General features: G+C 34.6%; 24 protein-coding genes, 1 riboswitch and 1 other annotated feature. Of the genes, 3 read left to right on the forward strand and 21 right to left on the reverse strand.

What is annotated here, in order from left to right:
* Nucleotides 1-2: 2 nt before the first annotated feature.
* From rsfS to BN853_RS05295, 21 genes are all read right to left on the reverse strand, one after another.
* A complete protein-coding gene (rsfS, locus tag BN853_RS05195; RefSeq protein ID WP_030004906.1) occupies nt 3-326 on the reverse strand; it encodes a ribosome silencing factor in 324 nt (107 codons plus the stop codon).
* Nucleotides 327-346: 20 nt separating this feature from the next.
* Nucleotides 347-916 carry a bis(5'-nucleosyl)-tetraphosphatase (symmetrical) YqeK gene (gene yqeK / locus BN853_RS05200; protein ID WP_030004907.1) on the reverse strand — a complete coding sequence of 190 codons (570 nt, stop codon included), beginning with the start codon at nt 914-916 and terminating at the stop codon, nt 347-349.
* Between the two features lies 1 nt (nt 917).
* On the reverse strand, nt 918-1,970 hold the full coding sequence (locus BN853_RS05205) for a GTPase (RefSeq protein WP_030004908.1): 1,053 nt from the start codon (nt 1,968-1,970) through the stop codon (nt 918-920).
* On the reverse strand, nt 1,957-2,523 hold the full coding sequence (locus BN853_RS05210; protein WP_030004909.1) for a YqeG family HAD IIIA-type phosphatase: 567 nt from the start codon (nt 2,521-2,523) through the stop codon (nt 1,957-1,959). The genes BN853_RS05205 and BN853_RS05210 overlap by 14 nt, the downstream gene beginning before the upstream one ends.
* Nucleotides 2,523-2,999, reverse strand: coding sequence for a transcription elongation factor GreA (greA, locus tag BN853_RS05215; RefSeq protein ID WP_030004910.1), 477 nt, complete (start codon nt 2,997-2,999; stop codon nt 2,523-2,525). Before greA ends, BN853_RS05210 begins: the two co-directional genes overlap by 1 nt.
* 59 nt (nt 3,000-3,058) lie before the next feature.
* Nucleotides 3,059-3,736, reverse strand: coding sequence for a M48 family metallopeptidase (locus BN853_RS05220; protein ID WP_030004911.1), 678 nt, complete (start codon nt 3,734-3,736; stop codon nt 3,059-3,061).
* A complete protein-coding gene (locus tag BN853_RS05225; RefSeq protein ID WP_030004912.1) occupies nt 3,729-4,922 on the reverse strand; it encodes a peptidase U32 family protein in 1,194 nt (397 codons plus the stop codon). The genes BN853_RS05220 and BN853_RS05225 overlap by 8 nt, the downstream gene beginning before the upstream one ends.
* Entirely contained in the window at nt 4,919-5,809 is an 891-nt protein-coding gene (locus tag BN853_RS05230) for a peptidase U32 family protein (protein WP_030004913.1), read from the reverse strand. The genes BN853_RS05225 and BN853_RS05230 overlap by 4 nt, the downstream gene beginning before the upstream one ends.
* Nucleotides 5,806-6,399 carry a class I SAM-dependent methyltransferase gene (locus tag BN853_RS05235; protein WP_084232932.1) on the reverse strand — a complete coding sequence of 198 codons (594 nt, stop codon included), beginning with the start codon at nt 6,397-6,399 and terminating at the stop codon, nt 5,806-5,808. The genes BN853_RS05230 and BN853_RS05235 overlap by 4 nt, the downstream gene beginning before the upstream one ends.
* Nucleotides 6,365-6,652, reverse strand: coding sequence for a DUF1292 domain-containing protein (locus BN853_RS05240; RefSeq protein ID WP_030004915.1), 288 nt, complete (start codon nt 6,650-6,652; stop codon nt 6,365-6,367). Before BN853_RS05240 ends, BN853_RS05235 begins: the two co-directional genes overlap by 35 nt.
* Nucleotides 6,652-7,071 (reverse strand): Holliday junction resolvase RuvX, encoded by a 420-nt coding sequence (ruvX, locus tag BN853_RS05245; RefSeq protein WP_030004916.1) that lies wholly within the window; start codon nt 7,069-7,071, stop codon nt 6,652-6,654. Before ruvX ends, BN853_RS05240 begins: the two co-directional genes overlap by 1 nt.
* Nucleotides 7,068-9,671: an alanine--tRNA ligase gene (gene alaS / locus BN853_RS05250; RefSeq protein ID WP_030004917.1), complete on the reverse strand. Its 2,604-nt coding sequence runs from the start codon at nt 9,669-9,671 to the stop codon at nt 7,068-7,070. Before alaS ends, ruvX begins: the two co-directional genes overlap by 4 nt.
* A gap of 44 nt (nt 9,672-9,715) precedes the next feature.
* Nucleotides 9,716-9,899: a binding site (T-box leader), on the reverse strand.
* Nucleotides 9,900-9,933: 34 nt separating this feature from the next.
* Nucleotides 9,934-10,776, reverse strand: coding sequence for a phosphatase PAP2 family protein (locus BN853_RS05255; protein WP_030004918.1), 843 nt, complete (start codon nt 10,774-10,776; stop codon nt 9,934-9,936).
* Nucleotides 10,773-11,768: a patatin-like phospholipase family protein gene (locus tag BN853_RS05260; protein ID WP_030004919.1), complete on the reverse strand. Its 996-nt coding sequence runs from the start codon at nt 11,766-11,768 to the stop codon at nt 10,773-10,775. Before BN853_RS05260 ends, BN853_RS05255 begins: the two co-directional genes overlap by 4 nt.
* Nucleotides 11,769-12,218: an SsrA-binding protein SmpB gene (gene smpB, locus BN853_RS05265; RefSeq protein WP_030004920.1), complete on the reverse strand. Its 450-nt coding sequence runs from the start codon at nt 12,216-12,218 to the stop codon at nt 11,769-11,771.
* Nucleotides 12,181-14,247, reverse strand: coding sequence for a ribonuclease R (gene rnr / locus BN853_RS05270; protein ID WP_030004921.1), 2,067 nt, complete (start codon nt 14,245-14,247; stop codon nt 12,181-12,183). Before rnr ends, smpB begins: the two co-directional genes overlap by 38 nt.
* 152 nt (nt 14,248-14,399) lie before the next feature.
* Nucleotides 14,400-15,695: a phosphopyruvate hydratase gene (gene eno, locus BN853_RS05275; RefSeq protein WP_030004922.1), complete on the reverse strand. Its 1,296-nt coding sequence runs from the start codon at nt 15,693-15,695 to the stop codon at nt 14,400-14,402.
* A gap of 133 nt (nt 15,696-15,828) precedes the next feature.
* Nucleotides 15,829-16,737: a phosphatase PAP2 family protein gene (locus BN853_RS05280; RefSeq protein ID WP_030004923.1), complete on the reverse strand. Its 909-nt coding sequence runs from the start codon at nt 16,735-16,737 to the stop codon at nt 15,829-15,831.
* A 127-nt stretch (nt 16,738-16,864) separates the two neighbouring features.
* Nucleotides 16,865-17,338, reverse strand: coding sequence for a hypothetical protein (locus BN853_RS05285; RefSeq protein WP_030004924.1), 474 nt, complete (start codon nt 17,336-17,338; stop codon nt 16,865-16,867).
* Nucleotides 17,338-17,988: an ECF transporter S component gene (locus BN853_RS05290; RefSeq protein ID WP_030004925.1), complete on the reverse strand. Its 651-nt coding sequence runs from the start codon at nt 17,986-17,988 to the stop codon at nt 17,338-17,340. Before BN853_RS05290 ends, BN853_RS05285 begins: the two co-directional genes overlap by 1 nt.
* Before the next feature lie 71 nt (nt 17,989-18,059).
* A riboswitch (FMN riboswitch) is annotated at nt 18,060-18,176 on the reverse strand.
* Between the two features lie 48 nt (nt 18,177-18,224).
* The gene (locus BN853_RS05295) at nt 18,225-19,049 is read right to left on the reverse strand and encodes a DUF3137 domain-containing protein (RefSeq protein WP_030004926.1); all 825 of its coding nucleotides are present in this window, start codon (nt 19,047-19,049) and stop codon (nt 18,225-18,227) included.
* A 160-nt stretch (nt 19,050-19,209) separates the two neighbouring features.
* Between BN853_RS05295 and gpmI the strand changes: the two genes are divergently transcribed.
* The 3 genes from gpmI (at nt 19,210) to BN853_RS05310 (ending at nt 23,931) form a co-directional block, all read left to right on the forward strand.
* Complete coding sequence (gene gpmI / locus BN853_RS05300; protein ID WP_030004927.1) at nt 19,210-20,745, forward strand: 2,3-bisphosphoglycerate-independent phosphoglycerate mutase; 1,536 nt, start codon at nt 19,210-19,212, stop codon at nt 20,743-20,745.
* A gap of 101 nt (nt 20,746-20,846) precedes the next feature.
* Nucleotides 20,847-21,524 carry an ABC transporter ATP-binding protein gene (locus tag BN853_RS05305; RefSeq protein ID WP_030004928.1) on the forward strand — a complete coding sequence of 226 codons (678 nt, stop codon included), beginning with the start codon at nt 20,847-20,849 and terminating at the stop codon, nt 21,522-21,524.
* A gap of 136 nt (nt 21,525-21,660) precedes the next feature.
* Nucleotides 21,661-23,931 carry an ABC transporter permease gene (locus tag BN853_RS05310; RefSeq protein WP_052591281.1) on the forward strand — a complete coding sequence of 757 codons (2,271 nt, stop codon included), beginning with the start codon at nt 21,661-21,663 and terminating at the stop codon, nt 23,929-23,931.
* The last annotated feature ends 33 nt before the right edge of the window (nt 23,932-23,964 follow it).

A 23,964-nucleotide genomic window follows, 5' to 3' on the forward strand; every position in this document is an offset into this window, starting at 1 on the left:
CGTTAGATTACGTCTATTTGCTTGATGCCCATTAAGCGTTTATCAAATCCATAATAGTCTCTTTGTTCAGAAGAAAATACGTGAATAACAACACTCTTTAAATCAACTAACAACCAGCCACCTTTTTTACCCTCAATCCCTCTAATTTCATAGGAATCTTTTAATCCATCTTTTAAATACCCAATTAACGCATTGGATTGTCTTTCGTTGGCAGTTGCTACAATGATGTAATCATAAAAAGGTGAACTTTTTTCCATATCATATACCTTAACATCCGTCGCTTTGACTTGTTCTAATGCTTCTAATGCTTTTTTAACTAATTCCATAATTTCCCTTATTTGTATTTTCATACAAGCCCTTTCTTTTTGGTGTAATACTCATAAATCTTAAGTTGATCTTTAAATGGCTCAACGCCATGTTTTCGCAAGTAATCAATTGTGCTACCGATGGCTTCGATAAATGCAAGTTCAATGTCCACTTTCGCTAATTTATAGATTTCTTTTGCTTTTGGATAGATGCGATTGGGTTCACAAAAATCAGACACACAAACAATCATTGTTTCAAGACTCATGTCGATTTTTCCCCACATGTGATAAAAAATGGCTTCTAAAATCGTAGGGTTTGTTATTCCTAAGTTGTCTTTTGCATAGTAGTAACCCGCAGCTGCATGATACGCGACTGGGACGTCCTTGAAATAATCAATCACAACTGGGTCTTTAATCATGTCTAATTGTGCTTCATATGAAGCATTTTTCATCACATCATGAAGCAAACTAGCGACCTCGACTTCATAGACATTCGCATGATGAATCTGAGCCAACTCGACGGCGACCGAACGAACGCCATAAATGTGTTTTAAACGGTGCGAATCGTCTTCAAATTGACGAATTAAAAAGGTTTCAATTTGATTTATCATCTTAATATAAACTCTCCGTTAATGTTAGTCTTAATCCCTTTAAATAGTACATTTCGATAATCGCATCACCCTTGATGTGAATCACACCAATGTCACTTATCGTAATTTCATATTTGGTATCCTGATTAAGCTTAAATGTTTGTTTCACATAAGTATGTGTCTCATTGTATGGTTTAAATAAACTACCTTTGTGCTTATCGAATAATTCATAGGCATTCTCATACTTCGTACGATGAAGCGAGACCGATTTATTAAAATGAAAGCTGATGCCTTTAAATCCACCTTTTAGGAAAGAAAAAATCGCTTGTGCACCGATGATGACGCTTTGACTTTCATTTAATTGAAAAATGGTTGGTTTAATCTTTTGTTCAACAATTAAATCCTTGTATATTTCAAATGGGTAATATTCAGCAATCGAGCCCTCTAAGTATATACCTGGCGTGTCAAATAACTTTTTTGTTCCAAACGGAATATCGAATAAATCTTGTGTCAATCCTGGTTTTTTACCAGCAAGAACGGACACATCAATGTTATTTGTTTGAGCAATCTTTTGAAATAAGGTTGATTTACCTGAGTTTTGATAGCCCACTAAATAGATGTTGCGATTTCTTTGGAAATACGCTAAAGTCTCAATTAACTCGTTTACGTATTTGCCTGTTTTTGCCGATACTGGTACGATATCTAGCCACTTCATCTGCAATCGGTTCGTTTCTTCTCTTAGTTTATGAATCATACGGTTTAAATTCACGCTTTGTTCTAGTGTGTCAATGTGATTGATGACAAGAATGAACTCACTGCCATAAAAATGCCGATCTAAACGATATTTTAATCGTTCAGAAATGTGATTAACTGATAAAACATAAACAACTAATGCATTTTCTTCAATTACAGGCATGCTTGCTGTATCGATGCCATCTTTGACTTTATGATAATGTTTTAGATTAAAACAATCTTTACAAAGATCATGATTCATGTCTAGCACGTAACCTAATTTTGTAATATCACTAGTTTGAAGTTTGACACCACAACCTTGACATTTCTTATCTATTGACATAATCACTCATTCTTTCTTTATAGGTTTTCGGGTATTTTTTTTGGATTTTTTTGATAAAAAAACGCTCGATTTTTCGGTTAATTCTTGTTGATAAAACATCGGTTTTTGATTCAATCGGATTAACTAAAATCGGTTTAATCCCAAATCGATTCCCACCTAAAACGTCTGTCATGATTTGATCACCAATATTGATGATTTCATTTTTATGATATCTACTTTTCGCAAGTTTCATTGCTTTCTTGAATCCCATTTTGAGTGGTTTTCTTGCACTAAATACATACGGGTATTTCGTTTCTTTTGAGAATCCTTCAACTCTCTTTTTTTGATTGTTCGAAATCAGTATCAGTTCAAACCCTAGCGATTCAATGTAGGAAAACCATTCAAATACTTGCTCGTTTGGTACGTGTTCTTTATAAGACACAAGCGTATTATCAATGTCACAGAGTATCAAACGATATCCATTTTGATATAAGTTCAAAAAATCGATGTCAAACACCGATTTTGAGTATTGATACGGGATAAATTTTCGGTATTTTTTTAAGATTTCTACCATTATCTTACTTCTAAGATGGTCACGTTAAATGTCTTACCTGTTTCAAGACGTACAGAAACAGTATCCCCAACGTTTTGACCGATGACTGCAGCACCAACCGGTGATTCAATCGAGATCTTATTTTGAAGTGGATTCGCTTCAATTGTACCAACTAATTGATATTCCACTTCTTTGTTCTTTTCAACAAATAATAACTTAACTGTCTTACCAGCGTTAATGCGGTTATCGTTTGTTGTTTTAATTAATTTTGAGTTTTCTAAAATGTTTTCAATTTCTTTGATGCGTGCTTCAGTTCTTGCTTGCTCTTCTCTTGCCGAATCATAATCCGCATTTTCAGACAAGTCACCTTGTGCACGAGCTTCTTGAAGTGCCGCAACAACTTCAGGTCTTTTTTCGTCTTTTAAATATCTTAGTTCAGCTTTTAACTGATCCACACCTTCTTGGGTTAATTCAAAGACTTGTTTGTTCTTTGCCATAAAATCACTCCTTATTTATACATTAGATAATTATACTACAATTTGATTTAATTTGATAGTTAAATGTGATGTTTCTTTAATGCTTTTTGAATTTCTTTATGTCTTGGCATCCATTGATCAAGTACATCATAAAATGCTTTTTGATGATTAAAGACCAGTACATGGGCGTATTCGTGATACATAACATACTCTAAATAAATTGGGTTAAGCTTAGCTAAATATAAGTTAAGCGTGATTTCATCCTTATATCGATGATAACTTCCAAATTTGGATTTGAGCATTTTTATACGATAAGGTCTTGGTTTGACACCTAATTTTTGAAGGTTAAACCGTATCTTTGATTCGATATGGTTAACTTCTTTTAGAAGCATCTCTTCTAAAATCATTTCTTTAGCCTTAGCAAGACTTATTCCTTCATTAATGCATAGATTAATTTGATTCTCTTCAATGCGATATGAGAATTCGGTTGTTAGATTGGTATTCAATTGATACGTTTTACCAAACAACATGAATTCATTGGCTAAATCGTCTTTAATCATACGATCTTTAACCGCTGATATTTTATTATAAATACGGTCAAAATTATCAAAGATGTACGCCTTGATTACTTCTTCTTTGATGAATTTGCTTTTTGTTACAACCAGTCGGTCTTGTTTTATTTTAAAATAGGTGTTTTTATTTGGTTTGGTTTTAAGCTCTACGATGATCTCTTTATTGTCTTTTTTTACTTTAAACATCGAGCACTTTCCTTAGCATATCGTAAGGTTTTACTTCATGTGGCACCGGAATATAGATTTGTTGTCTTGGATGTCTTGCGGCATCAAGAAGGTTACCTTCGGTGTCTTTGATTTCTTTTATTTCAAAGAAGAAACTCTTACCTGATGGGCCAAATAATTCTACCGATTCGTTTGGCGTAAAATGGTTTCTTTGTTCGATAAGGGCACACTTTTTGATTGGGTCATAAGCTAGTACGATACCAATGAATTCTTTTGTTGGCTCTTCGTTTCTTAAATTATAGAGTTGTTGTTCCGCTTTTGGTTTTCCATCTAAGAAGCCAAAAGAGGTCAATCGGTTTTCCGCTTTTTTTATTTCTTTGATATAGAACTCAAGATCTTTAATCTGCTTAGTTGCGGTATATTCATCAATTAACATACGGTAGGTTCTAACCACCGTAGCGATGTAGTGGATTGATTTCATTCGACCTTCGATTTTCAAGGAAGATACCTTCGAATCAATTAACGATGGAATAAATGCCAATGTTTGTAGGTCTTTGGATGACATTGAGAAAAAGACACTTTCGTCGTTAATGGTCGTTTTATCACTCAAAAGTTCGTAGTTCCAACGACAGCTGTGTGCGCATCCGCCGCGGTTTGCATCTCGATCGGTCATGTTGTTTGATAACGTACAACGACCACTATATGAAGCACACATGCCACCATGGATAAACACTTCAATTTCAACCGGAGATTTTTCACAGATGTCTTTGATTTCATACTGATCAAGTTCACGTCCTAATACGACACGTTCGGCACCTAAATCTGCCCAAAACTGAACCGCATTCGAATTAACTACCGATTGTTGTGTTGACACGTGTACAGGAATTGTCGTATGTTCTAGTGCCGTCGTTGCGATGTATGGACTTGCAGCAATAATCGCATCAACGCCACACGCTTCAAGACCTTTTAAATACTCAATTAGCTCACTCATATTTTCATTATGAGGAATGATATTGGTCGTTACATAGAGCTTTTTGCCATAACTATGGACAAATTCACACGCTTCTTTAATGTCAGCTAACGTAAAGTTTGACGCTCTTGCGCGTAATGAAAATTCAGTGCCACCGATGAATACGGCATCAGCACCATAAATAATCGCAATTTTCAATTTTTCTAAGTCACCTGCAGGTGCTAATAATTCAATCATCTTGTCACCTTCTTCGGCTTATATACTGTTTTTTTATATAAAAAACCATCATCCCAAGTTTCCCCATATTTTTGTTCGATGTCAGATGTTAGTGGTTCTTTACCTTCTAACACTTCAGCGTATCTTTTAAGTACGTCATACGTATATGAGTCATCGTGTAAGACCATATCAAATACCGCGTAATCGATGTGTTCTTTTAGTAGATTAATGTGATTCAGTGTTGAGAAAACTTTATCTCTAAATACATGTGTACCGCCATTATCTTCTAAAATTGGGTAGACTAAATCTGGGCGTTTTTCTTCTTTAATCTTAAGGTTACGCTTGTCGTGGTATGGGTTATTCTGATCTAAATTCTCAAAATAGCTTGAGATTAACTGTCTTTTTGAATAAAACATATTTAAATAGCCATGTACATACATAAACGCATGTAGCTTCTTTTGTTTTGTGATCGCCAAAATATCCTCTAATGTAATCTCTTTTGCAAGAAATGCACCATGAACGCCTAGTGTCTGATTGAAATTAAAATCAAAGACGTTCGTTAATAAGGTTTCTGGATTATATACACCTTTAGCTTCGATTTTTAATTCTCTTAGAAGGTAGACGACACCAATATCACCAACAATGTAGCCAGTTGGATTAGCCGTCTCTAACGTTTGAATGAATTCTTTAAATGACGCGATTTGATCGTTGTGCATCATTTGATTGATACTGATGTATATTTTTTTATTTAAACGATGTGCTTCTTTGATGAGATCAAGTAATTCTAAGACACTAAATGATCGTTCAACGCGTGTGGCAAATTGATCATTTGCACCAATAAATCCATCGGCAAACTCACTTAGTTTTTCCATGTGACGTAGGTCATAAATTGTTACTAGTTTAATCATTTCGATACCCTCCTACTAATACTCATTCCATCACCAATATCTGAAAACACCGTTTCATAATCTGAGTGGTTTTGTAAAAACAATTTGAATGCGTTTAAACGCTTAATTAACCCCTTGGTTCCCCTTGAAACACGATTAATGTCTAAGTGATGGAAGTTTAAGTTATCTGTCACAATTATTCCTGTGGGTTTTAAGTAGGGTGCGTACTTATTAAAAAATTTTTCATACTGTGCTTTAGCCGCATCGATGAATATCAAATCAAAGCGTTCTTCAAAGTTAATTTCATCTGATAAAGCGTCATTAAAGATGAGTGTGATTTTTTCTTCTAAGCCGAGTTCTTTAATGTTTAATTTTGCTTTTTCAACCATTTGAGGGTCACGTTCGATGGTCGTTACGTGGTTGGCTATTTGCGCCATTTCAATGGCTGAATACCCTACCGCACTACCAATCTCTAAAATGTCCTTAACTTGATAGTCTTTAATTGCTTTTTTCAAAAATAAAAGCCCCTCAGCAGAGATGATAGGTACCTTTTCTTCGAGGGCTTTATTTTTTATATTAGATATCGTCGTCTTCATCCTGTGCATCGTCATCCTCGGCCTCTAAATCACCTAGAAAAGCTTCAAGCAATTCATCTAGTAATTCCCATTCCTCGTCAGTTTGCACATCCTCAAAGTAGCCTTCGCCACCATCGGTCTCAACGAATACAGCTGCGCTTATTTCATCGCGATCGGTAAATTGAAAAACCACATAGTTTTTCTCAAATTCTTCAGAATAGTGAGTAAATAAAATGTCACAAATGACTTCTTCACCATCTAATACAAGTGTTAATCTAGTATCATCCATTAGTTGTCTCCTTTAAAATCTAAATAGTTTTGTAAAATGACTTGTGCGGCAAGTTCATCTTTTTTATTTTGTTGTTTCTTACGAGACAAGCCCGCACTTATCATATGCATTTTAGCGGTTTTTGTCGACAATCGTTCGTCCCATAAAACGGCTTCAACTTGAAGTTCTTTTTCAAGTTTTTCTTTAAAATCAATTGAAATTTGAGCTCGAATTCCAATATCGTTGTTCATGTGCTTTGGATACCCAATAACGACCACATCAACGTCGTTTTCAATTACGTATTTTTTAACGTACTCAAATGCATCGTCGTAGTGATTTGTATAAAAACGGTATGTAGTCACACTATGTGCAATAATACCGGAATCACTTCTTGCAATTCCAACGGTTTTCTCACCTAAATCAAGTCCAATATAGATCAATTCATCATCCCCTTGATGTGTTTCATTAATTCAGTAACGTCAAAATTACCTGAGCCACCTTGAGCAAATTGGTCTCTTCCGCCACCAGAACCGCCTGTGAGTTTTGCGGCTGCCTTAATTAATTGGTTGGCACTGATTGTTTTTGATTTACACATAAATGTGAGTTTATCATTGGCTTCGTTAATTAAGAATAAAACGTCTAAGTTCATTTTATCATAAATTGCGTCTACTAGTTGTTTTAAAACTTGCATTTCAACATCTTTTGTATGAACCACCTGATTTTTGTCATTTGAAGTAACGTATTGTTCAAGATTCGATAGTGCGTCTTTTTGCTTACTTTGTTGTAAGATCTTTTCTAATTGTTTGTTATCTTCCTTAATCTTTTCATTGTAATTTCTTAGTTCGATGACGTCTTGATAAGATCCAATGAACGGCGCTTTTTGACTTAATTCAATGACTGTTTTTGGACTGATGTCTTTGAGTTCATCGACGAGACGTTCACGCTTTTCTTCAAGTGTCACATTATCTTTGATGAGTGAGTGTAAGTAAGCTTCTACTTTTTCAATTAATTGATTACCTGTAACGGCTTCAATTCTAAAAATGCCAGAGCCGATCGATTCAAAACTTGTGATTGAAAAATCGATGATTTCTTTTGTATTTTTAACGTGTGTACCACCACAAAGTTCTACCGAATAGGAAGCAATGTCAACCACACGGACGACGTCGCCGTATTTTTCACCAAAAAGTGCCATAGCGCCTAATTTTTTTGCTTCTGCGATTGGCATTTCTGTTGTTACGACATCAAGTGCTTCATTAATCTTATTTTTTACAATGGTTTCAATTTCAATGATCTCCTCTTTTTTGAGTGTTTCATAGTTGTTGAAATCGAAACGAAGGGTTGCTGGTGTCACTTGTGAACCTTGCTGATTCACATGGTCACCTAAAACCACTTTGAGGGCTTTATGAAGCAAATGCGTTGCACTATGATTTTGCATAATCTTCACACGATTTGCAAGATCAATTTTTGCAATAACCATTTCACCTTCATCAAATGGATTATCCACTACATGCAAATACTGGCCATTTGGTAATTTAATGACATCGGTTACCTCATAACCGTTGATCGTCCCTTTGTCTGCGACTTGTCCACCCATCGTTGCGTAAAAAGGTGTCTCTTTTAGCACGATACCTGAATCAAACACTTTAATGACCGGTGTCGAAACCTCATAATTCTCATAACCAATAAAGACAGATGGTTCTCTAAATTCGATGAATGCTTTTTCTTGTTGTTTCATCGAACCTTCTTTTGTTCTGCTTGCTCTTGATTGTTCTTTTTGAAGTTGCAATAAAGCCTTAAACCCTTCGATATCGACTTGATAACCTTTTTCTTCTGACAATTCTACAGTGAGTTCTATTGGAAAGCCAAATGTATCATAAAGTTTAAACGCGTCTTCTTTACTTAAGACATCGGTTGTTTTTTCTAACGCTTCATCTAGGTGTTTTTCACCGCTTGAAAGTGTTTCAAGAAATTTCATTTCCTCGATGTGGATTACTTTCTCAACGATCGCTTGATTCTTATGGACAGAGTCATAAAACGGTCCCATAATTTTTACAACTTCAGGTACTAAACGATATAAGAAAGCTTCATTAAGATTAATTTTCTTCCCATATTTTAAGGCTCTTCTTAACAGGCGTCTTAAAACATAACCTCGTCCTTCGTTGGATAAAATCGCACCATCAGCAATCGCCATAGACAATGTTTTCACATGGTCAGCGATGACTTTAAATGCCATTTGTCCATCGTACTTAATACCACTCAGTTCTTCGGTTTTTTCAATGATTGGCAAAAATAAATCCGTCTCAAAATTTGTTTTAGTTCCTTGAATGACACAGGCGAAGCGCTCAAGACCAGCACCCGTATCAATATTTTTATTTGGTAATTCTTTATATTCATTTCTTGGAATGCCTGGTTTTGCGTTGTATTGTGAAAATACGATGTTCCATATTTCAATATAACGTTCGTTTTCGATGTCGTTTTGAATTAGTTCTGGTCCTCTTTTGTCAAATAATTCTCCACGATCAAAATAAATTTCTGTGTCCGGTCCACTTGGACCCTCACCAATTTCCCAAAAGTTACTTTCTAATGGAATTAAATGGTCTTCCTTAACCCCTAAACTTAACCAACGATTTTTAGCCACAACATCATCTGGGTAATAAGTCATATACAGTTTTTCGACTGGAAACCCAAAATAACTTGGACTTGTTAGAAGTTCAAAGCCAAAATCAATTGCTTCTTCTTTAAAATAATCACCAATCGAAAAATTCCCCATCATTTCAAAAAATGTGTGGTGTCTTGCCGTTTTACCAACGTTATCTATATCGTTCGTGCGAATGCATTTTTGAACATTGGTTAACCTTGGTCTTGGTGGAACTTCGGAGCCGTCAAAGTATTTTTTCAACGGTGCTACGCCTGCATTAATCCATAAAAGCGTCTTATCACCCATAGGGATTAAGGAGCTTGAAGGCTCAATTGAATGGCCTTTATCTCTAAAAAAGTGTAGCCATGTGTCTCTAATTTCTTTTGATGTCATAAATTTCATGTGAATTATCCTCCTAAAAAATAAAAAAAGCCCTTAGAAATCAATCTAAGGACGAATCATTCCGCGGTACCACCTTAGTTCTAGTTTTCACTAGCCCTTTATTTGTGTTGTTAAGGCCAACAAACCACCGCTCCCAAGTAGCTTCACAGAGTGTTTGTTATGCTTTCACCAACCGCATAATCTCTACATTCAAATCCTTCTGTTACTCATCTTGTTCATTGCGTTCAATTTATTTTATCATAACTTGATTTTTTTTCAAGCTTTATTTTGCTAGATACATTTTTGATAGGTACATTACACCTAAACTAGCCCATATTGCTATTAAGAAATATCGAATGCCATCTAAAATATAAGCATCTGATATAAGTTCAAACAGGGGTTTTAATCCTTCTTTTATTAGAAGTGCACCAATTAAACCAATAAGGACTTTAATCACTTGGTGTTTCATTGGCCCATTGATGTCGTAGTTGACGTATCTTTTTTCGACAAAATAACCGAGTGCAAGTCCCATATACGCAAATGAAGCAATGTAGAGATCACGGTTGTAAACGAAAAACAAGAGTATGATCAATACTGGAATTAAGTATAATGCCCTAATTTCTTCGACATTGTCATTCTTTACCGTTAGTAGCCACATAAATAGAATTCCAAAAAACACCCCGAGTGATAAGCCTACAATAACATCGTGAAGGTAATGTTGACCTAAATAAACCCGAGAGATTGGAACTAAAACCATTAAAGCATAAAATACGTACTTCACCCATGTAACATGCTTAAACCGGTCAGTCATTACGATACCTATTAAACCGATTGACTGTGCATGACCACTCGGCATGGACGAGCCATGCGTTTTTAAACCTAAGATTGGTTTAGCCCCATTTTCATAAGGTCTTCTTGCGTTTGTAATTTCTTTAAGACCACCGTTAATAAATGCAGAAGCTAAAAACGAAATCATAAATTTAAAAGCGAATTTTTTGTCGATTGTCCAGTACAAAATTGCACCTAATAAAATAAAGAAATATTGGTCTCCGAACTCAGTGATTATTCTAAAAAACCAATCAAGTATTGGGGTTGAAAACTGCTGAAAAAAATCTACGAATCTCATTGGTTATCCTCTTTCATTTTCTTATTTAATTTCTTTTGGTATTTTTGACGTTTCTTTTGTTCTTTTCTTTTAATTACACGTTCTTCTTTTAGTTTTTGAACTTTCTCATACGTTTCAAGCGGTACATCAAAGTAAATGTATCTCGTAGGTTTAACAAAATTTTCATTGTAATTTAATATTAATCCTTTTTTCAACAAATTTAGGTCCCTTAGTTTTGATATTACATCTTTAGCAACAAAATAGCCATAGTTAGCTTTTTCATTGATGTGTGTTTGATCAAAACGGATGATGTCGTAAGCATCTAAAATAGACACTTTTTGAAATACGCTTAAGTCGGTTAAATTAATAATCATTACATTCTTGTGTCTGTAGATTGAAGGATCAAACCCATGATCTAATGGAACTGTAAGGATTACCTCACAACCGGCATCAATTAACACATCAATCGGGTTATTATCAACAACCCCGCCATCCACATGAAATTCTAAGCCAATTTGCGTAGGTCCAAAATAGAGCGGAATAGAGGCACTAGCAATGACTTTATCCATAGCATCTTGTGCGTCATTGATTCGAAATACACACTTTTCATAGTTGCTTGTTCGAATTTGTGAGGCAATTAATTTCGGATTAATCAGTTTTGATGTCACGACATATAAATCAATTGGACTGTTTTCAAGTTTTTTTATGTCTATCGTCTTTCTAAAGACATCTCTTAAAACATCTAGACTAAACAAGCCTCTTTTGTCTTCTTTGAATCTTGTAAAGCCTTTGACCTCTTTTTGTTTTTCTTGAGCATAAACCCAAGTTTCATATATTTTATCGGCATCCTTAAGTGTAGCAATCAATAAGCCATTAATCGCGCCAATTGATGTACCTGCGATGCAGTCAATGTTGTCTAAAAGTTTTTCTTCCTGTAACGCTTTTATAACGCCAAGTTGATACCCACCCTTAGCGCCACCACCACCAAGCATTAAACCGACTTTAGGTTTCATTTACCGATTCGTCTCTTTCAAGACCTTTTTAATACGCATTTGCTGGTCTTTTTCCTTTAGTGCTTCTCGTTTATCGTATGTCTTTTTACCCTTGGCAATGGCAATTTCTAATTTTGCAAGACCTTTTTCAATGTAAAGTTTTAAAGGGATTAAGGCGTACCCATCCTCTTTTATTTTTGCTTCAAGTTTTAAAATCTCTTTTTTATGCATCAGTAATTTTCTTGTGCGTGATTCATCATGATTGAACTGATTGCCGTATTCATAATGTGAAATGTGCATATTGATCACAAACAGTTCGCCATTTTTAATTTGAATAAACGCATCGTTAATATTTGCCTTTGACTGGCGAATGGATTTAATTTCTGTACCTAAAAGCTGAATACCGGCTTCATATTTGTGCTCAATAAAATAATCATGCGTTGCTTTTCGGTTTGTGGCGACGATTTTCATAATTGCGCTCACCCTTTCCTTCATTTAATTTAAATGTTAATTGCCTTAGTTTGACATCAACTTCGATGAGTTTCACCTCAATCAATTGCCCAATTTTAAATATTTTTTTACTTCGTTTACCCGTCAAGGTTAACTCTTTTGGGTTTAATGTGTAATAATCATCTAATAATCGAAGTGGCAAGAGCCCCTCGATTCCATTTGAAAGCCTTACAAACATACCAGCATTTGTAATACTTGAAACAACGACTTCAAACACTTCATTCTTTTGATTTGCCATAAATTCCGTTGTCTTTAACTTGTCTACTTCACGCTCAAGTTCGTCTGCTTTTTTTTCCATATCTGAACAATGTTTTGCTAAGGTTGGCAAAAGCATTTCAAAATGTCTAAAATCTTCACTTACGTTGGATGGTTCAATTAAGAATCTTCGGATCAATCGGTGCAACAACAAATCCGGATACCGTCTAATCGGTGAAGTAAAATGCGAATAATACGTTGATGCTAAGCCATAATGTCCAATATTGTTCTCACTATAAACGGCTTTTTTCATTGAACGAAGTAATAATGTGTGAATCACTTGTTCAAGCGGATGATCCTCTATTTTTTCAATAATCATTTGTAAGGCTTTGGGTGTCACATGATTAATTCTAGGGATTTTAATACCGAGTCCTTTAATCAGTTCAAGTACATTAAGTAACTTTTCTTGATCAGGTTTATCATGAACACGGTAAATACAAGGTAAGCCTAACGTAGATAAATGCATCGAAATCGTCTCATTAGCCAACACCATGAACGATTCAATAATTCCTTCTGATTGACCTGTGACTGCTAAGTGTATGTCTAAAATATTACCAAATTCGTCAGTATCGTACTTAAATTCATCGCTTTTAAAATTGAGCGACCCTCTTATGTATCTTTTTTGTTCTAAAAGATTCGATAAGTCATACATATGATCCATCATTTGTTCGATGTCTTTCGTGTACAAAGGTGATTTTTGATCGAGGTAACGATTCACTTCTTGATAATTCAATCGTTGATTAACTTCAATAATGGTTTGTTTTATCTCATGTGAAACAACATCACCTTGTCTATTAATCTTCATAAACAACGATAATGCGTACTTATCTTCAGCGGCATTTAAACTGCATAAATCGTTCGATAAGCGCTTAGGTAGCATGGGAATGACACGGTCGGCTAAGTACACCGATGTGGCCCGTTCTGTGGCAGCTTGGTCCAATATTGAATTTTCTGTGACATACGCAGTCACATCAGCAATATGAACAGACAGGTGATAATAATCATCCACTATTTTCAAACTCACTGCGTCATCTAAATCCTTCGCATCTGCACCATCAATTGTAACAATCAGTTCATCTTTTACACGATATCTTCCATCTTCCTTAATCCGACGATCGAGCGATTCTGTGTAAGACAAGACCTCATCACTAAATGTGTGTGGCCAATCAAACTGATAAACAAGCTCTAATATATCAATTCCTGGGTCTTTTGTATTTCCAATTTGCTCAACAATCCTACAAATTGCTTTTTTATTTTCAAATATTTCGACTTCTAAAAGTAAAACTTCCCCACCAAATAGTGGCATTGACCCCTCAGTTAATTCAATCGTCAATCGAAACGGTTTAATTGGAATAAAGACGTTTTTTTGTCCTAATTTGGAGACGTGAACAACCAAACGTTGAACATTTCTTTCAAGGACCTCAAGGACTTTATTTGTTTTACCAATATGAACCAATACAATGTCATTATCAAGCGCATCTTTTATGTCTTTATCTTGCATAAAAAGATCGTCGCCTACTTGGATTAAAAAAGAAAAATTATCTTTAACGTCAATCCGTCCTACGGCTAAATTTTTATATAGTACATAGTTATTGTCTTTGGTTTTAGTTAATCGTCTGTTTGCAACCAATTCATCTAGATGTGCAAGTAACTGTTCATCTGATAGCTTTGATAACTTAAGTAATTCTTCAAACGCAAGACTACTATGGTCTTTATAGTATTTTAATATATTCATAATATCACCAACTTTATTTAATTATATCATAGATAACGGCTTAAAAGCGTAGTCTTTTCGAATTCCGTTTAAAATTTAGTTATTTCTGAATGAAATTAAAAAAAAGATAACTCAAGTGTGAGTTATCTTCTTGTTTAATCATAATAATCTAATTATTTTTTTAAGTTATAGAAAGATTTTAAACCTAAGAACTTACCAGTTTCACCTAGTTCATCTTCGATTCTGATTAATTGGTTGTACTTAGCAATACGGTCTGTACGTGATGCTGACCCAGTCTTAATTTGACCAGCGTTTGTTGCAACAACGATGTCCGCGATTGTTGTATCTTCTGTTTCACCACTTCTGTGTGAAACAACCGCAGTATAACCAGCTCTCTTAGCCATTTCAATAGCTTCAAAAGTTTCAGTTAATGTACCAATTTGGTTTACTTTGATTAAGATTGAGTTTGCAATACCTTGTTCAATACCTGTGCTTAAACGTTCAGTGTTTGTAACAAATAGGTCATCACCTACTAATTGAATTCTCTTACCTAATTTTTCTGTTAAGATCTTCCAACCAGCCCAGTCATTTTCATCAAGACCATCTTCGATTGTGATGATTGGGTATTTGTCTACTAAGCCAACATAGAAATCAACTAATTCAGCCGATGTAAATTCTTTATTGCCTTCGCCTTCTAATACGTAAGTCTTAGTTTCTTTATTGAAGAATTCAGAAGCAGCAACGTCCATACCGATAAAGATTTCTTTACCAGCTTCGTAACCTGCATTTTTGATTGCTTCTAAAATCACTTGAATAGCTTCTTCGTTTGATTTTAATGATGGTGCAAATCCACCTTCATCACCAACGGATGTGTTGTAACCTTTTTTCTTTAATACTGTTCTTAGGTTGTGGAACACTTCAGCACCCCAACGAATTGCTTCTTTAAATGAAGGTGCCCCGACAGGTAAAATCATGAATTCTTGGAAATCAACTGTGTTATCAGCATGTGAACCACCGTTAATAATGTTCATCATTGGTACAGGTAGTTGTTTTGCGTTGAAACCACCTAGGTAGTTATATAAAGACACACCTAGGAAGTCAGCTGCTGCTCTTGCAACTGCCATAGAAACACCTAAAATAGCGTTAGCACCTAATTTAGATTTATTAGGTGTACCGTCAAGTTCGATCATTAATTGGTCGATAGCAACTTGATCTGTAACCGCATAACCGATTACTTCTGGTGCAATAATGTCGTTTACGTTTTCAACGGCTTTTAAAACACCTTTTCCTAAATAGCGTTTTTTGTCGCCGTCTCTTAATTCAACTGCTTCATGTTCGCCAGTTGATGCACCTGATGGTACTAAAGCACGACCAAATGCGCCGCTTTCTGTGTAAACCTCAACTTCAACCGTTGGATTCCCACGTGAGTCAAGAACTTCTCTTGCATACACTTCTGTAATAAATGGCATAATATTCACTCCTTATAGTATTTATTTTATAGCTTATTACCACTTGTTATTATACCCTATGCTTAGTTAAAAATAAAGCGACAACAAAGATAAAAGCGTTTACTTTTTAAAAGATATTGGTAAAAAACTTTTTTTAATCGACTCTTGCTTCTTTAATGATTAATTTAAACACATAAGGTGCTCCAAGCGTCAACCAGATAGTTAACAAGAAATAACGTATCGCATCAAGGATTAGTGTAAAAATACTTTCTTCAAGTGGGTAAGGCAGTATTCGTTTGAAGCCTTCTTGAATCGCAACAGCGATGATTAACCCAATCAAGTATTTAACTATTTGCTTGATGATTGGTGCTTTTTCGACATATTTCACATGTTTTTCTTCTATTATATGTCCGATAGTCAAACCTAATATTGAACCAAATGCAATAAAGAGATTTCGAAATGAATCTGGAGATGCGATGTTAAATGATTTGTAAAACATTCCAAAGACTATCATCGGTATAAGTAATACTGAAAGTCCAATAAGAATTACTTTTGTGTAATGGAGTTTTATATTTTGCCCAACTGTTTTTATTAAATGATAAAAAGCAAGTGCATAAATAAAGCCTACAATCACATCACTTAGGTAATGTTGACCTAGATAAATACGAGAAATCAACACGAGTATAATTATAGGATACACCACAAAACTTAGCCATCGAACTTTTGGTTTAAACGCCTCAAGACTAAGCAATCCAAGCATACTTACGTTACTTGCGTGCGCACTAGGCATTGCATATCCATACGTTTCTTCGCCTACAGAATCCACACCTTCTAAAAACGGCCGTGGTCTTCTAATGATGTTTTTAAACACGTCATTGAATCCAAGCGTGAATAAGAAAATCACCATGAATCGAAAACCAACTTTTTTATCATAGAGCCATAAAATTAGCGTTCCAACGACTAAGAAAATCAAATCGCCTCCGAATTCAGTGATTAATCCAAAAAACTGATCAAAAACGTCATTACGATTACTTTGAAACCATTCAACAATTTTTAAATCCATATTATCCTCCCAAGATTTACATACCAATTGTATGCCGATTTTATACGTTGTGCTAGTCACTAGCATGATATATTTTATCAAATAGATGACAAAAGTCAAAAAAAAATAAACTAGAAATTAATCTAGTTTAGTAAGTCATTCTTCTGTAAAGCATCACAGACACAATAATTGTAAAAAGTGTATTGATTAAATTGTTAAATATAACCATAGAATTTGTGCTGTAAAGATATAGATAAGAAAAATAGAGCCTAGGGTCTAAAAATCCTATAACATCTAAGACATCACCAATAAGTAGTTTTTGTAAAAACATCATTTTAGTAAATCCGGTAACGTACATACCAAATAATAAGAAGAAAACCGCGAGTATTGAATAGAGTATGTGGTACTCTCTAAATGATTTATAGAGTCTTGAGGACATAAAATAGTAGAATATTACAAACCCAAAGATTGATAATATCGAATCAAATACGGCCTCAAAATAAAACTCAAATGCACCAATGAAAGCACCAAACACAATAGAGGCTAGAAATCCCTCTATTATAAATCCTTTTAAATCACTTTTATCGATTGGTTGTTTTAGTTTATTTATAAATGTTTTCATTAGATATCCATTTCCTTTATACGATCACGCAATAACTCGAACACGATCATTATTAATATCCCTTTGACAAAATTAAACGGTACATAGAGATTAAATGTCCACCAAAAATAAGTTTCTACATTCGTTCCAATCCAAGCAAAATTGTTGTCATTAATGAGTGTTGTAAAAAACAAATGACTCCCGCCTGAAATATAGATAGGTGTCGCGATAAAGAAATTTAAAGCCGTCATTACCACAGTTAAACCTAGCGCAACGACAAACCCACGAATCATTTTTTGGTTCATTGACAATTTTGAATGGTCTTCTTTAATAATCATCGGTATTTCCTTAAAACGAATCAACTTATTTGCAAGCATAAATAATCCAATGATTGTAAAAGACGCTGTGATTGCCATAAATTCACCAAAGAATGGGATTAAGTCAGCGTTTTGTCCACTAATTAGCCAACGAATAATTGACCTAACCACAATTACAGCTGCCGTTTGTTTAAAACCAAGCACCAAGAATGCCGATAAAATAATGACTTCAGAAAAGTCAAGTTTTAGCCACCCTGAGAGTGGCCAAACAATTTCTAGGTACCCGACAACTACCGCAAGGGCGGTAAAAATTGAAGCCAGTACCAGTTTTTTTGTGTTGAATGTGTTTGTCATTTTTAGAATCCTCCTATAAAAAATGCCCTCACTCCAGGGTGACGGCAAAAAAGGACGACAAAAAACTGACGACATTTCTTCTCCCATCCAGACTATAACTGTCGGTACTAGAATTACACTAGCTCAACCCGTAGGTTCGCGGACTATAACCGCCGATCAAGGAATCACACCTTGCCCCGAAGTATTAAATTCAGCTTCATTATATATCGAATCTCAAAGTATGTCAACAATTGACCTTATGATAGCGTTTTTATAATGTTTCTAACTTCCAAAATATCCTTCTTAAATTCTTCGATGAAATGCTCTTCTATCGGTTTGAATAGGGCAATTTGAAAATAATCAATTCGTGTGTCAACGGCAACATAAAGTTTATTACCAATATAACTAATTGATAGCTTTTCGTATTTTGAATTTAATTCATGAATTTTTTCCATTAATCTTGGTGTAATGACGTAAAAAGCTGTGTGTTCGTCTGATGAGTAAACATCAAAAGCTTGATTAAACTTAATGGATTCTAATTCTATTTTCTTTTCAGAAGAAAACAATGGTAAGTATTTTCGGTTGTTAGGGAAAATATAAACTGGCAATTTCGCCGTCTTATCACTCGCTATTTCGAATAAACGACCCTTAAAGGTTGTTACATAGTGGCTTGACTTGCCACTACTGCGACGCTGTTCAATGTGAATATCCGAAAATCGAAACGCGCGATCATCAATCACACCACTGACCAAATCTTCGCTTGTAAATCTTGTTTGAAGTTGAATCGCTCTTGAGTTCTTAACTTCCTCTTTTGTAAAACCATAGGTGGCATGAAAACTCGCATCAATACCTAATTCATTTATCGCTTGTTTAACGTACTTATCTTTGAATTTAACCGCTGCAGGTTTAAACACAAACACCGGTATTGAAGCCATAGCAAGACCGATAACAAATGTAATAAAACCACCCACATTTGCATTTGCCATTGTTGTGAGCATACCTAATACGAATAAGACAATGCCACTTGCAGAGATTATTTCACAAGTCAGTTTTAACTGAGAAATCTTTTTTAGTTCTGCCATACAATCACCCCATCAATATTATAGAATATTTCACATTTTTTTACTATATTTAATCAAACAAAATTGAAAAAAAAACTTTTTTACACTAAGTAAACCTTTTCAATAACAAAAATGACTTCATCTGTTATATAATAACACTGATAAAGAAATGAGGTATACAATGAGTAAAAAAAGATTTTCAGGATTAATCATTTTGGATGGCCAAGGTTTAGCAGAAGCTAGTGACTCAAATTCTGTCACATTAGCAAATACACCGGTATTGGACAAATTACTTGCAAACTATCCAAATAACACATTAGAAGCGTCTGGTGAGGCTGTAGGTCTGCCAGATGGTCAAATGGGAAACAGTGAAGTTGGTCACTTGAATTTAGGCGCAGGTCGTGTGGTTTATCAATCACTTACTCGCATTAACGTCGCAATCAAAGATGGTTCATTTTATCATAACCAAGCATTTTTAGACGCTGTTAATCATGTCAAAAAGCACAATTCAAAACTTCATATTTTCGGATTAGCTGGTCATGGTGGGGTCCACTCAAATAGTGAACACATTAAAGCTCTTCTGCGCTTTGCTCAAGATCAAGGCGTTGAAAACAAAACCTTCTATCATGCCTTCTTAGATGGTCGAGATACCCCTCAAACCAGTGGCTTAGGGTATGTAAAAGAACTGATCGAAGCTGGTGCTAAAATTTCAACCGTTTCTGGTCGCTATTACGCAATGGATAGAGACAACAACTGGGATCGACTTCAAAAAGCTTACGACGCAATGACCGTTGGTGATGCACCGTTATATGACTGCCCAATTTGTGGCATTGAAGATTCTTATCAAAAAGGCATTACTGATGAGTTCATGTTACCGTTTGTGGTTAACAAGAATGGCCTTGTTGAAACCAACGATGCGATAATTTTTGCAAACTTTAGACCGGATAGAGCAATTCGAATTGCAACTGCTTTTTCAAACCCTGAAGCAGTCAAGGACTATTATACTGAAGGTAAAGCTCACTTTGATAGTTCAAAAGGACCAAAGAATATTTTCTTTGTTTCAATGATGCACTATGCCTATACGGTTAAAGGCCCAATTGCGTTTGAGTTAAATGACTTACAAAACATTTATGGCGAAGTGATTGCCAATGCTGGATTAAAACAAATTCGTGCCGCAGAAACTGAAAAATACGCACACGTCACCTTCTTCTTCGATGGTGGGGTTGAACGTCAACTTGAAGGTTCTAATCGAATTTTAGTTGAGTCACCAAAAGTACCAACTTATGACTTAAAACCTGAGATGAGTGCTTATGAACTTACTGAAAAAGTTGTTGAAGCAATCAAAACAGATGAATATGACACCATGATTCTAAATTTTGCAAACCCAGACATGGTTGGTCATACCGGTTCGATTGAAGCAACCACAAAAGCTGTTGAAGCCGTCGATGAATGTTTAGGTAAAGTTCTAGACGCCATTAATAGCGTGGGTGGTGTTGCTATTGTCCTTGCGGACCATGGGAATGCCGAAAAAATGAGAGACGAATTTGGAAATCCTCATACCGCTCACACAACGAACTTAGTCCCTGTAATTATCACAGACAAAAATTATCAATTACGTTCTGGTGGCGCACTTTGTGACGTTGCACCAACGTTACTTGAACTATTAGAAACAGAAAAACCAAAAGAAATGACCGGCAAGTCATTAATTATAAAATAGTTAATTCCAACGCATTTGATGCTTTCAAATGCGTTTCTTTTTTCAATTAAGCTTACTTTTTTTAGACTTGTGATAAAATAAAGTAAACAGGTGGTGATAATATGAGTATAATTAAAGCTTTAAATTTGTTTAAAACCTATACACTTCAAGATGGCATAGACACGGTTCTAAAAGATATTAACCTAACCATTAACGAAGGTGAATACGTTGCAATCATCGGCCCAACAGGTTCAGGAAAATCATCCCTAATTCGAATATTATCGGGTCTAGAACAAAAAACAAGTGGTAACCTTATGTTATTTGAAAAACCAATTGAAAACTACTCAACAGATGCCTTAACCGAATTGAGAATTGCCGACATCGGTTTTGTCTTTCAGTCATACCAGTTAATCAATGAACTAACGGTTTATGAAAACATTGAGTTGGCAGCTACATTAAACGGTTTTGTAGACAAGGATAAAATATATCAACTAATGAGTGAACTTCACATTAAGTCTTATGCTTCGTTTTATCCAAATATGCTCTCAGGTGGGACTAAACAGCGTGTCGCTATCGCAAGAGCACTAATTAACAATCCACGACTACTATTTCTTGATGAACCCACAGGAAACCTTGATGATAAAACCACTAATCAACTTCTTTTGTTATTGAAAGAACAAAATGAACTGCACCAAAGAACACTCATTATTATCACCCACGATAAGGACGTTGCAACACAAGCAAAAAGAGTCATTGAATTGAAAAACGGAGCGATTATTCGCGATGAAACAAACGGCTAGTTTGTATTTATATATATTAAAACTTTCTTTTAGAAATATTAAAAAAAGTCTTTTTCGGTTTTTACTGTTTGTATGCGCCCTGTCCTTTTTAGTTTTAACCATCTACCTCAGTCTATCAACTAATGAATTCTTAAAAATGTACTATAATAATGAAACTTCTTCTACTTACCACGATTACCAATTGAAAATTAACCCAACATTAGAAAGCAATTCTCGTTTTTTTTCAATTACACCTTTATTAAATTCATCCGTAAAAGATGAGTTGAAACGTTATCTTCAGTTATTTGAAATTGAAACAACCTTTACGCTAGATTCCGACATACATTCGGTAACGTTATTTTCAACCTCAATCGCGTCATTTACAGACTATATCAACCCAAACAATACATTTGTTTTACTACCTAATGACGCCATTATAACTTCAAGTTTTGCAAAAAAACATGATATTGATCTATTTGATACAGTAGATATTCAACTTGGTGATAAAAAAATCAAGTACCAGGTCGCTTACATTATCAATGACTACGGTTTGTTCAAAGATGAACGTGTATTTGTCGATCAGAAAAGTATTCTAAAAACGCTCATTACGACTTTAGATCCTAGTTTATCCAATCTACCTGAGGTAATATACGAACGTTTTACAAATCAACTCTATTTATCTTTTTATGATGGCGTTGACATCGAACAAGTTAAAACCACATTAGAGACATTACCTGGGTATCAAAACTTGTCTATTTCACACCCTTTTAATCAACAAAGAATTAATCAAAATATTCAAATCACCGCTACTTTCTTTACCATTATTTTATCAATAATTAGTTTAACACTGCTCGTATTTTTTTATACTAACCTTCAAATCATTTCACTAAACCGACACACTCAGTATCAAAATTTACGAACGATAGGTTTTAAAAACAAGCAGATATACTTACTGTTTTTAACTGAAATATACATTTCTTTGATTATTGGTTTTGTCATAGGTTTTATTCTTTCTTATTTCGTTATTGATTATGGTTTTTATTTTCTAGGTTCGACTGCTTCATATAAGATTAACTTATCAAAAGCATTCGTCGTCTTTGGGATCATGAACTTACTCGTATTTATTTCTTTAGGCGTTCTTTTATCTGATAAAAAGAGAGAGACACAAACCTCAAAAACAGCAATCAAGATCTTTTTTGTTTGTTTGATTGTAGCAATTCTTCTTTATACAAAGAATGTCGTACTTATCATTTTGATTACGGTAGCTTTCTTGTTTATGTTTTGTACTTTGAAACTTCCACACCTATTTTTTGCAACGCGCAAATTTAAAGGTAATATACTAACAGCTAATCTGTTCAAAATGACCTTAATGAAAAAGACATTCAAAGCTTATATTGTTAGTTTGTTCATTGTATTTTTATCTGTTTTCTTACTTTTTTATGCCAACCGACATATGAGCGAACGAATTAAACATTACGGGTCGTTTTACCAGTTTGATTTCTATATTACTGGAATTACACAAAATTTCACATCAATAGAAGATGAGTTATCCAAACGCACAGATTTACAATTTTCACCAATCGTTTTTGATACAAACGTCACAATAAATGACCATGTCGTTATGGAGTTTGTTTCAATCAATCCAGATGATATTTCTATCTACTACGACCTAAATATTAGTAAAGATGCGCTTACGTTATTTAAAGAGAACCAAGAGCCTACCATCATTTTACCATATGCTTTTAAAGCGCTTTATGGTTTAAACGTCTTAGATGATGTGGTTATCACAACTACCTTAGGCAATCAAACAAGTTATATCATTAGTGGTTTTTTTGACAAAGAACTTTCAAACCTCGTTATCTCTAACCTCAATACAGAAAACAAAAATAGGAATAGTTTTATGATTAAATCACTTGATGATAAACAAGTGCTAAAAACATCACTACTTTCTACTTTTCAAAAACGTTTGATTGTTGTCTACGACTATAACAGCTCATTAAGTCGTCAATTAATAGAGATGAAACAGATTCAAAGCTATCTTAATCTCATTATATGTTTTATTCTAGTATCGTTGATGCTCTCTTTGGCTAACCAACAAACGTTGTTGTATCAGTCCTTAAAAGACAACTACGTAAAACTATCCGTTTTAGGACTAGCTAAAGACAAACGAAGAAAGTACCTAATAAAAGAAAGTTGGCTCATTTTTATATTGACAATGGTTTTTACTTATGGCTTCTATCTGGTATTTTTGACTCTTATATCCGACCTCTATCTAAGCTTCTTCCTTTACGAGATAAGCTATGATTATCATTTAGCTTCACTTTTTGCCTTTATATTTATTACCGTTTTTTACTTTATGATTCGCTATTTTTATCAAAAAACTGCCATTCGAGAATCATTTTCTTCACATTTTCAAAATTTTGATTAATTTCAAAAGACATTTACATGACATATTTTAGAA

Source organism: Paracholeplasma brassicae, assembly GCF_000967915.1.
Taxonomy (GTDB): Bacteria; Bacillota_I; Bacilli_A; order Acholeplasmatales; family UBA5453; genus Paracholeplasma; species Paracholeplasma brassicae.

Excerpts from the sequence above, each read along its gene's own strand:
- eno (WP_030004922.1), bottom strand. The coding sequence starts at position 15,695 with ATGCCATTTATTACAGAAGTGTATGCAAGAGAAGTTCTTGACTCACGT.
- BN853_RS05225 (WP_030004912.1), bottom strand. The coding sequence starts at position 4,922 with ATGATTGAATTATTAGCACCTGCAGGTGACTTAGAAAAATTGAAAATT.
- BN853_RS05310 (WP_052591281.1), top strand. The coding sequence starts at position 21,661 with ATGTACTATAATAATGAAACTTCTTCTACTTACCACGATTACCAATTG.
- BN853_RS05290 (WP_030004925.1), bottom strand. The coding sequence starts at position 17,988 with ATGACAAACACATTCAACACAAAAAAACTGGTACTGGCTTCAATTTTT.
- BN853_RS05210 (WP_030004909.1), bottom strand. The coding sequence starts at position 2,523 with ATGGTAGAAATCTTAAAAAAATACCGAAAATTTATCCCGTATCAATAC.
- rnr (WP_030004921.1), bottom strand. The coding sequence starts at position 14,247 with ATGAATATATTAAAATACTATAAAGACCATAGTAGTCTTGCGTTTGAA.
- BN853_RS05260 (WP_030004919.1), bottom strand. The coding sequence starts at position 11,768 with ATGAAACCTAAAGTCGGTTTAATGCTTGGTGGTGGTGGCGCTAAGGGT.
- BN853_RS05305 (WP_030004928.1), top strand. The coding sequence starts at position 20,847 with ATGAGTATAATTAAAGCTTTAAATTTGTTTAAAACCTATACACTTCAA.
- BN853_RS05230 (WP_030004913.1), bottom strand. The coding sequence starts at position 5,809 with ATGATTAAACTAGTAACAATTTATGACCTACGTCACATGGAAAAACTA.
- BN853_RS05205 (WP_030004908.1), bottom strand. The coding sequence starts at position 1,970 with ATGTCAATAGATAAGAAATGTCAAGGTTGTGGTGTCAAACTTCAAACT.
- BN853_RS05255 (WP_030004918.1), bottom strand. The coding sequence starts at position 10,776 with ATGAGATTCGTAGATTTTTTTCAGCAGTTTTCAACCCCAATACTTGAT.
- BN853_RS05235 (WP_084232932.1), bottom strand. The coding sequence starts at position 6,399 with ATGACGATGCACAGGATGAAGACGACGATATCTAATATAAAAAATAAA.
- alaS (WP_030004917.1), bottom strand. The coding sequence starts at position 9,671 with ATGAAATTTATGACATCAAAAGAAATTAGAGACACATGGCTACACTTT.
- BN853_RS05280 (WP_030004923.1), bottom strand. The coding sequence starts at position 16,737 with ATGGATTTAAAAATTGTTGAATGGTTTCAAAGTAATCGTAATGACGTT.
- BN853_RS05285 (WP_030004924.1), bottom strand. The coding sequence starts at position 17,338 with ATGAAAACATTTATAAATAAACTAAAACAACCAATCGATAAAAGTGAT.
- rsfS (WP_030004906.1), bottom strand. The coding sequence starts at position 326 with ATGGAATTAGTTAAAAAAGCATTAGAAGCATTAGAACAAGTCAAAGCG.
- yqeK (WP_030004907.1), bottom strand. The coding sequence starts at position 916 with ATGATAAATCAAATTGAAACCTTTTTAATTCGTCAATTTGAAGACGAT.
- gpmI (WP_030004927.1), top strand. The coding sequence starts at position 19,210 with ATGAGTAAAAAAAGATTTTCAGGATTAATCATTTTGGATGGCCAAGGT.
- greA (WP_030004910.1), bottom strand. The coding sequence starts at position 2,999 with ATGGCAAAGAACAAACAAGTCTTTGAATTAACCCAAGAAGGTGTGGAT.
- BN853_RS05295 (WP_030004926.1), bottom strand. The coding sequence starts at position 19,049 with ATGGCAGAACTAAAAAAGATTTCTCAGTTAAAACTGACTTGTGAAATA.
- BN853_RS05220 (WP_030004911.1), bottom strand. The coding sequence starts at position 3,736 with ATGTTTAAAGTAAAAAAAGACAATAAAGAGATCATCGTAGAGCTTAAA.
- BN853_RS05240 (WP_030004915.1), bottom strand. The coding sequence starts at position 6,652 with ATGGATGATACTAGATTAACACTTGTATTAGATGGTGAAGAAGTCATT.
- smpB (WP_030004920.1), bottom strand. The coding sequence starts at position 12,218 with ATGAAAATCGTCGCCACAAACCGAAAAGCAACGCATGATTATTTTATT.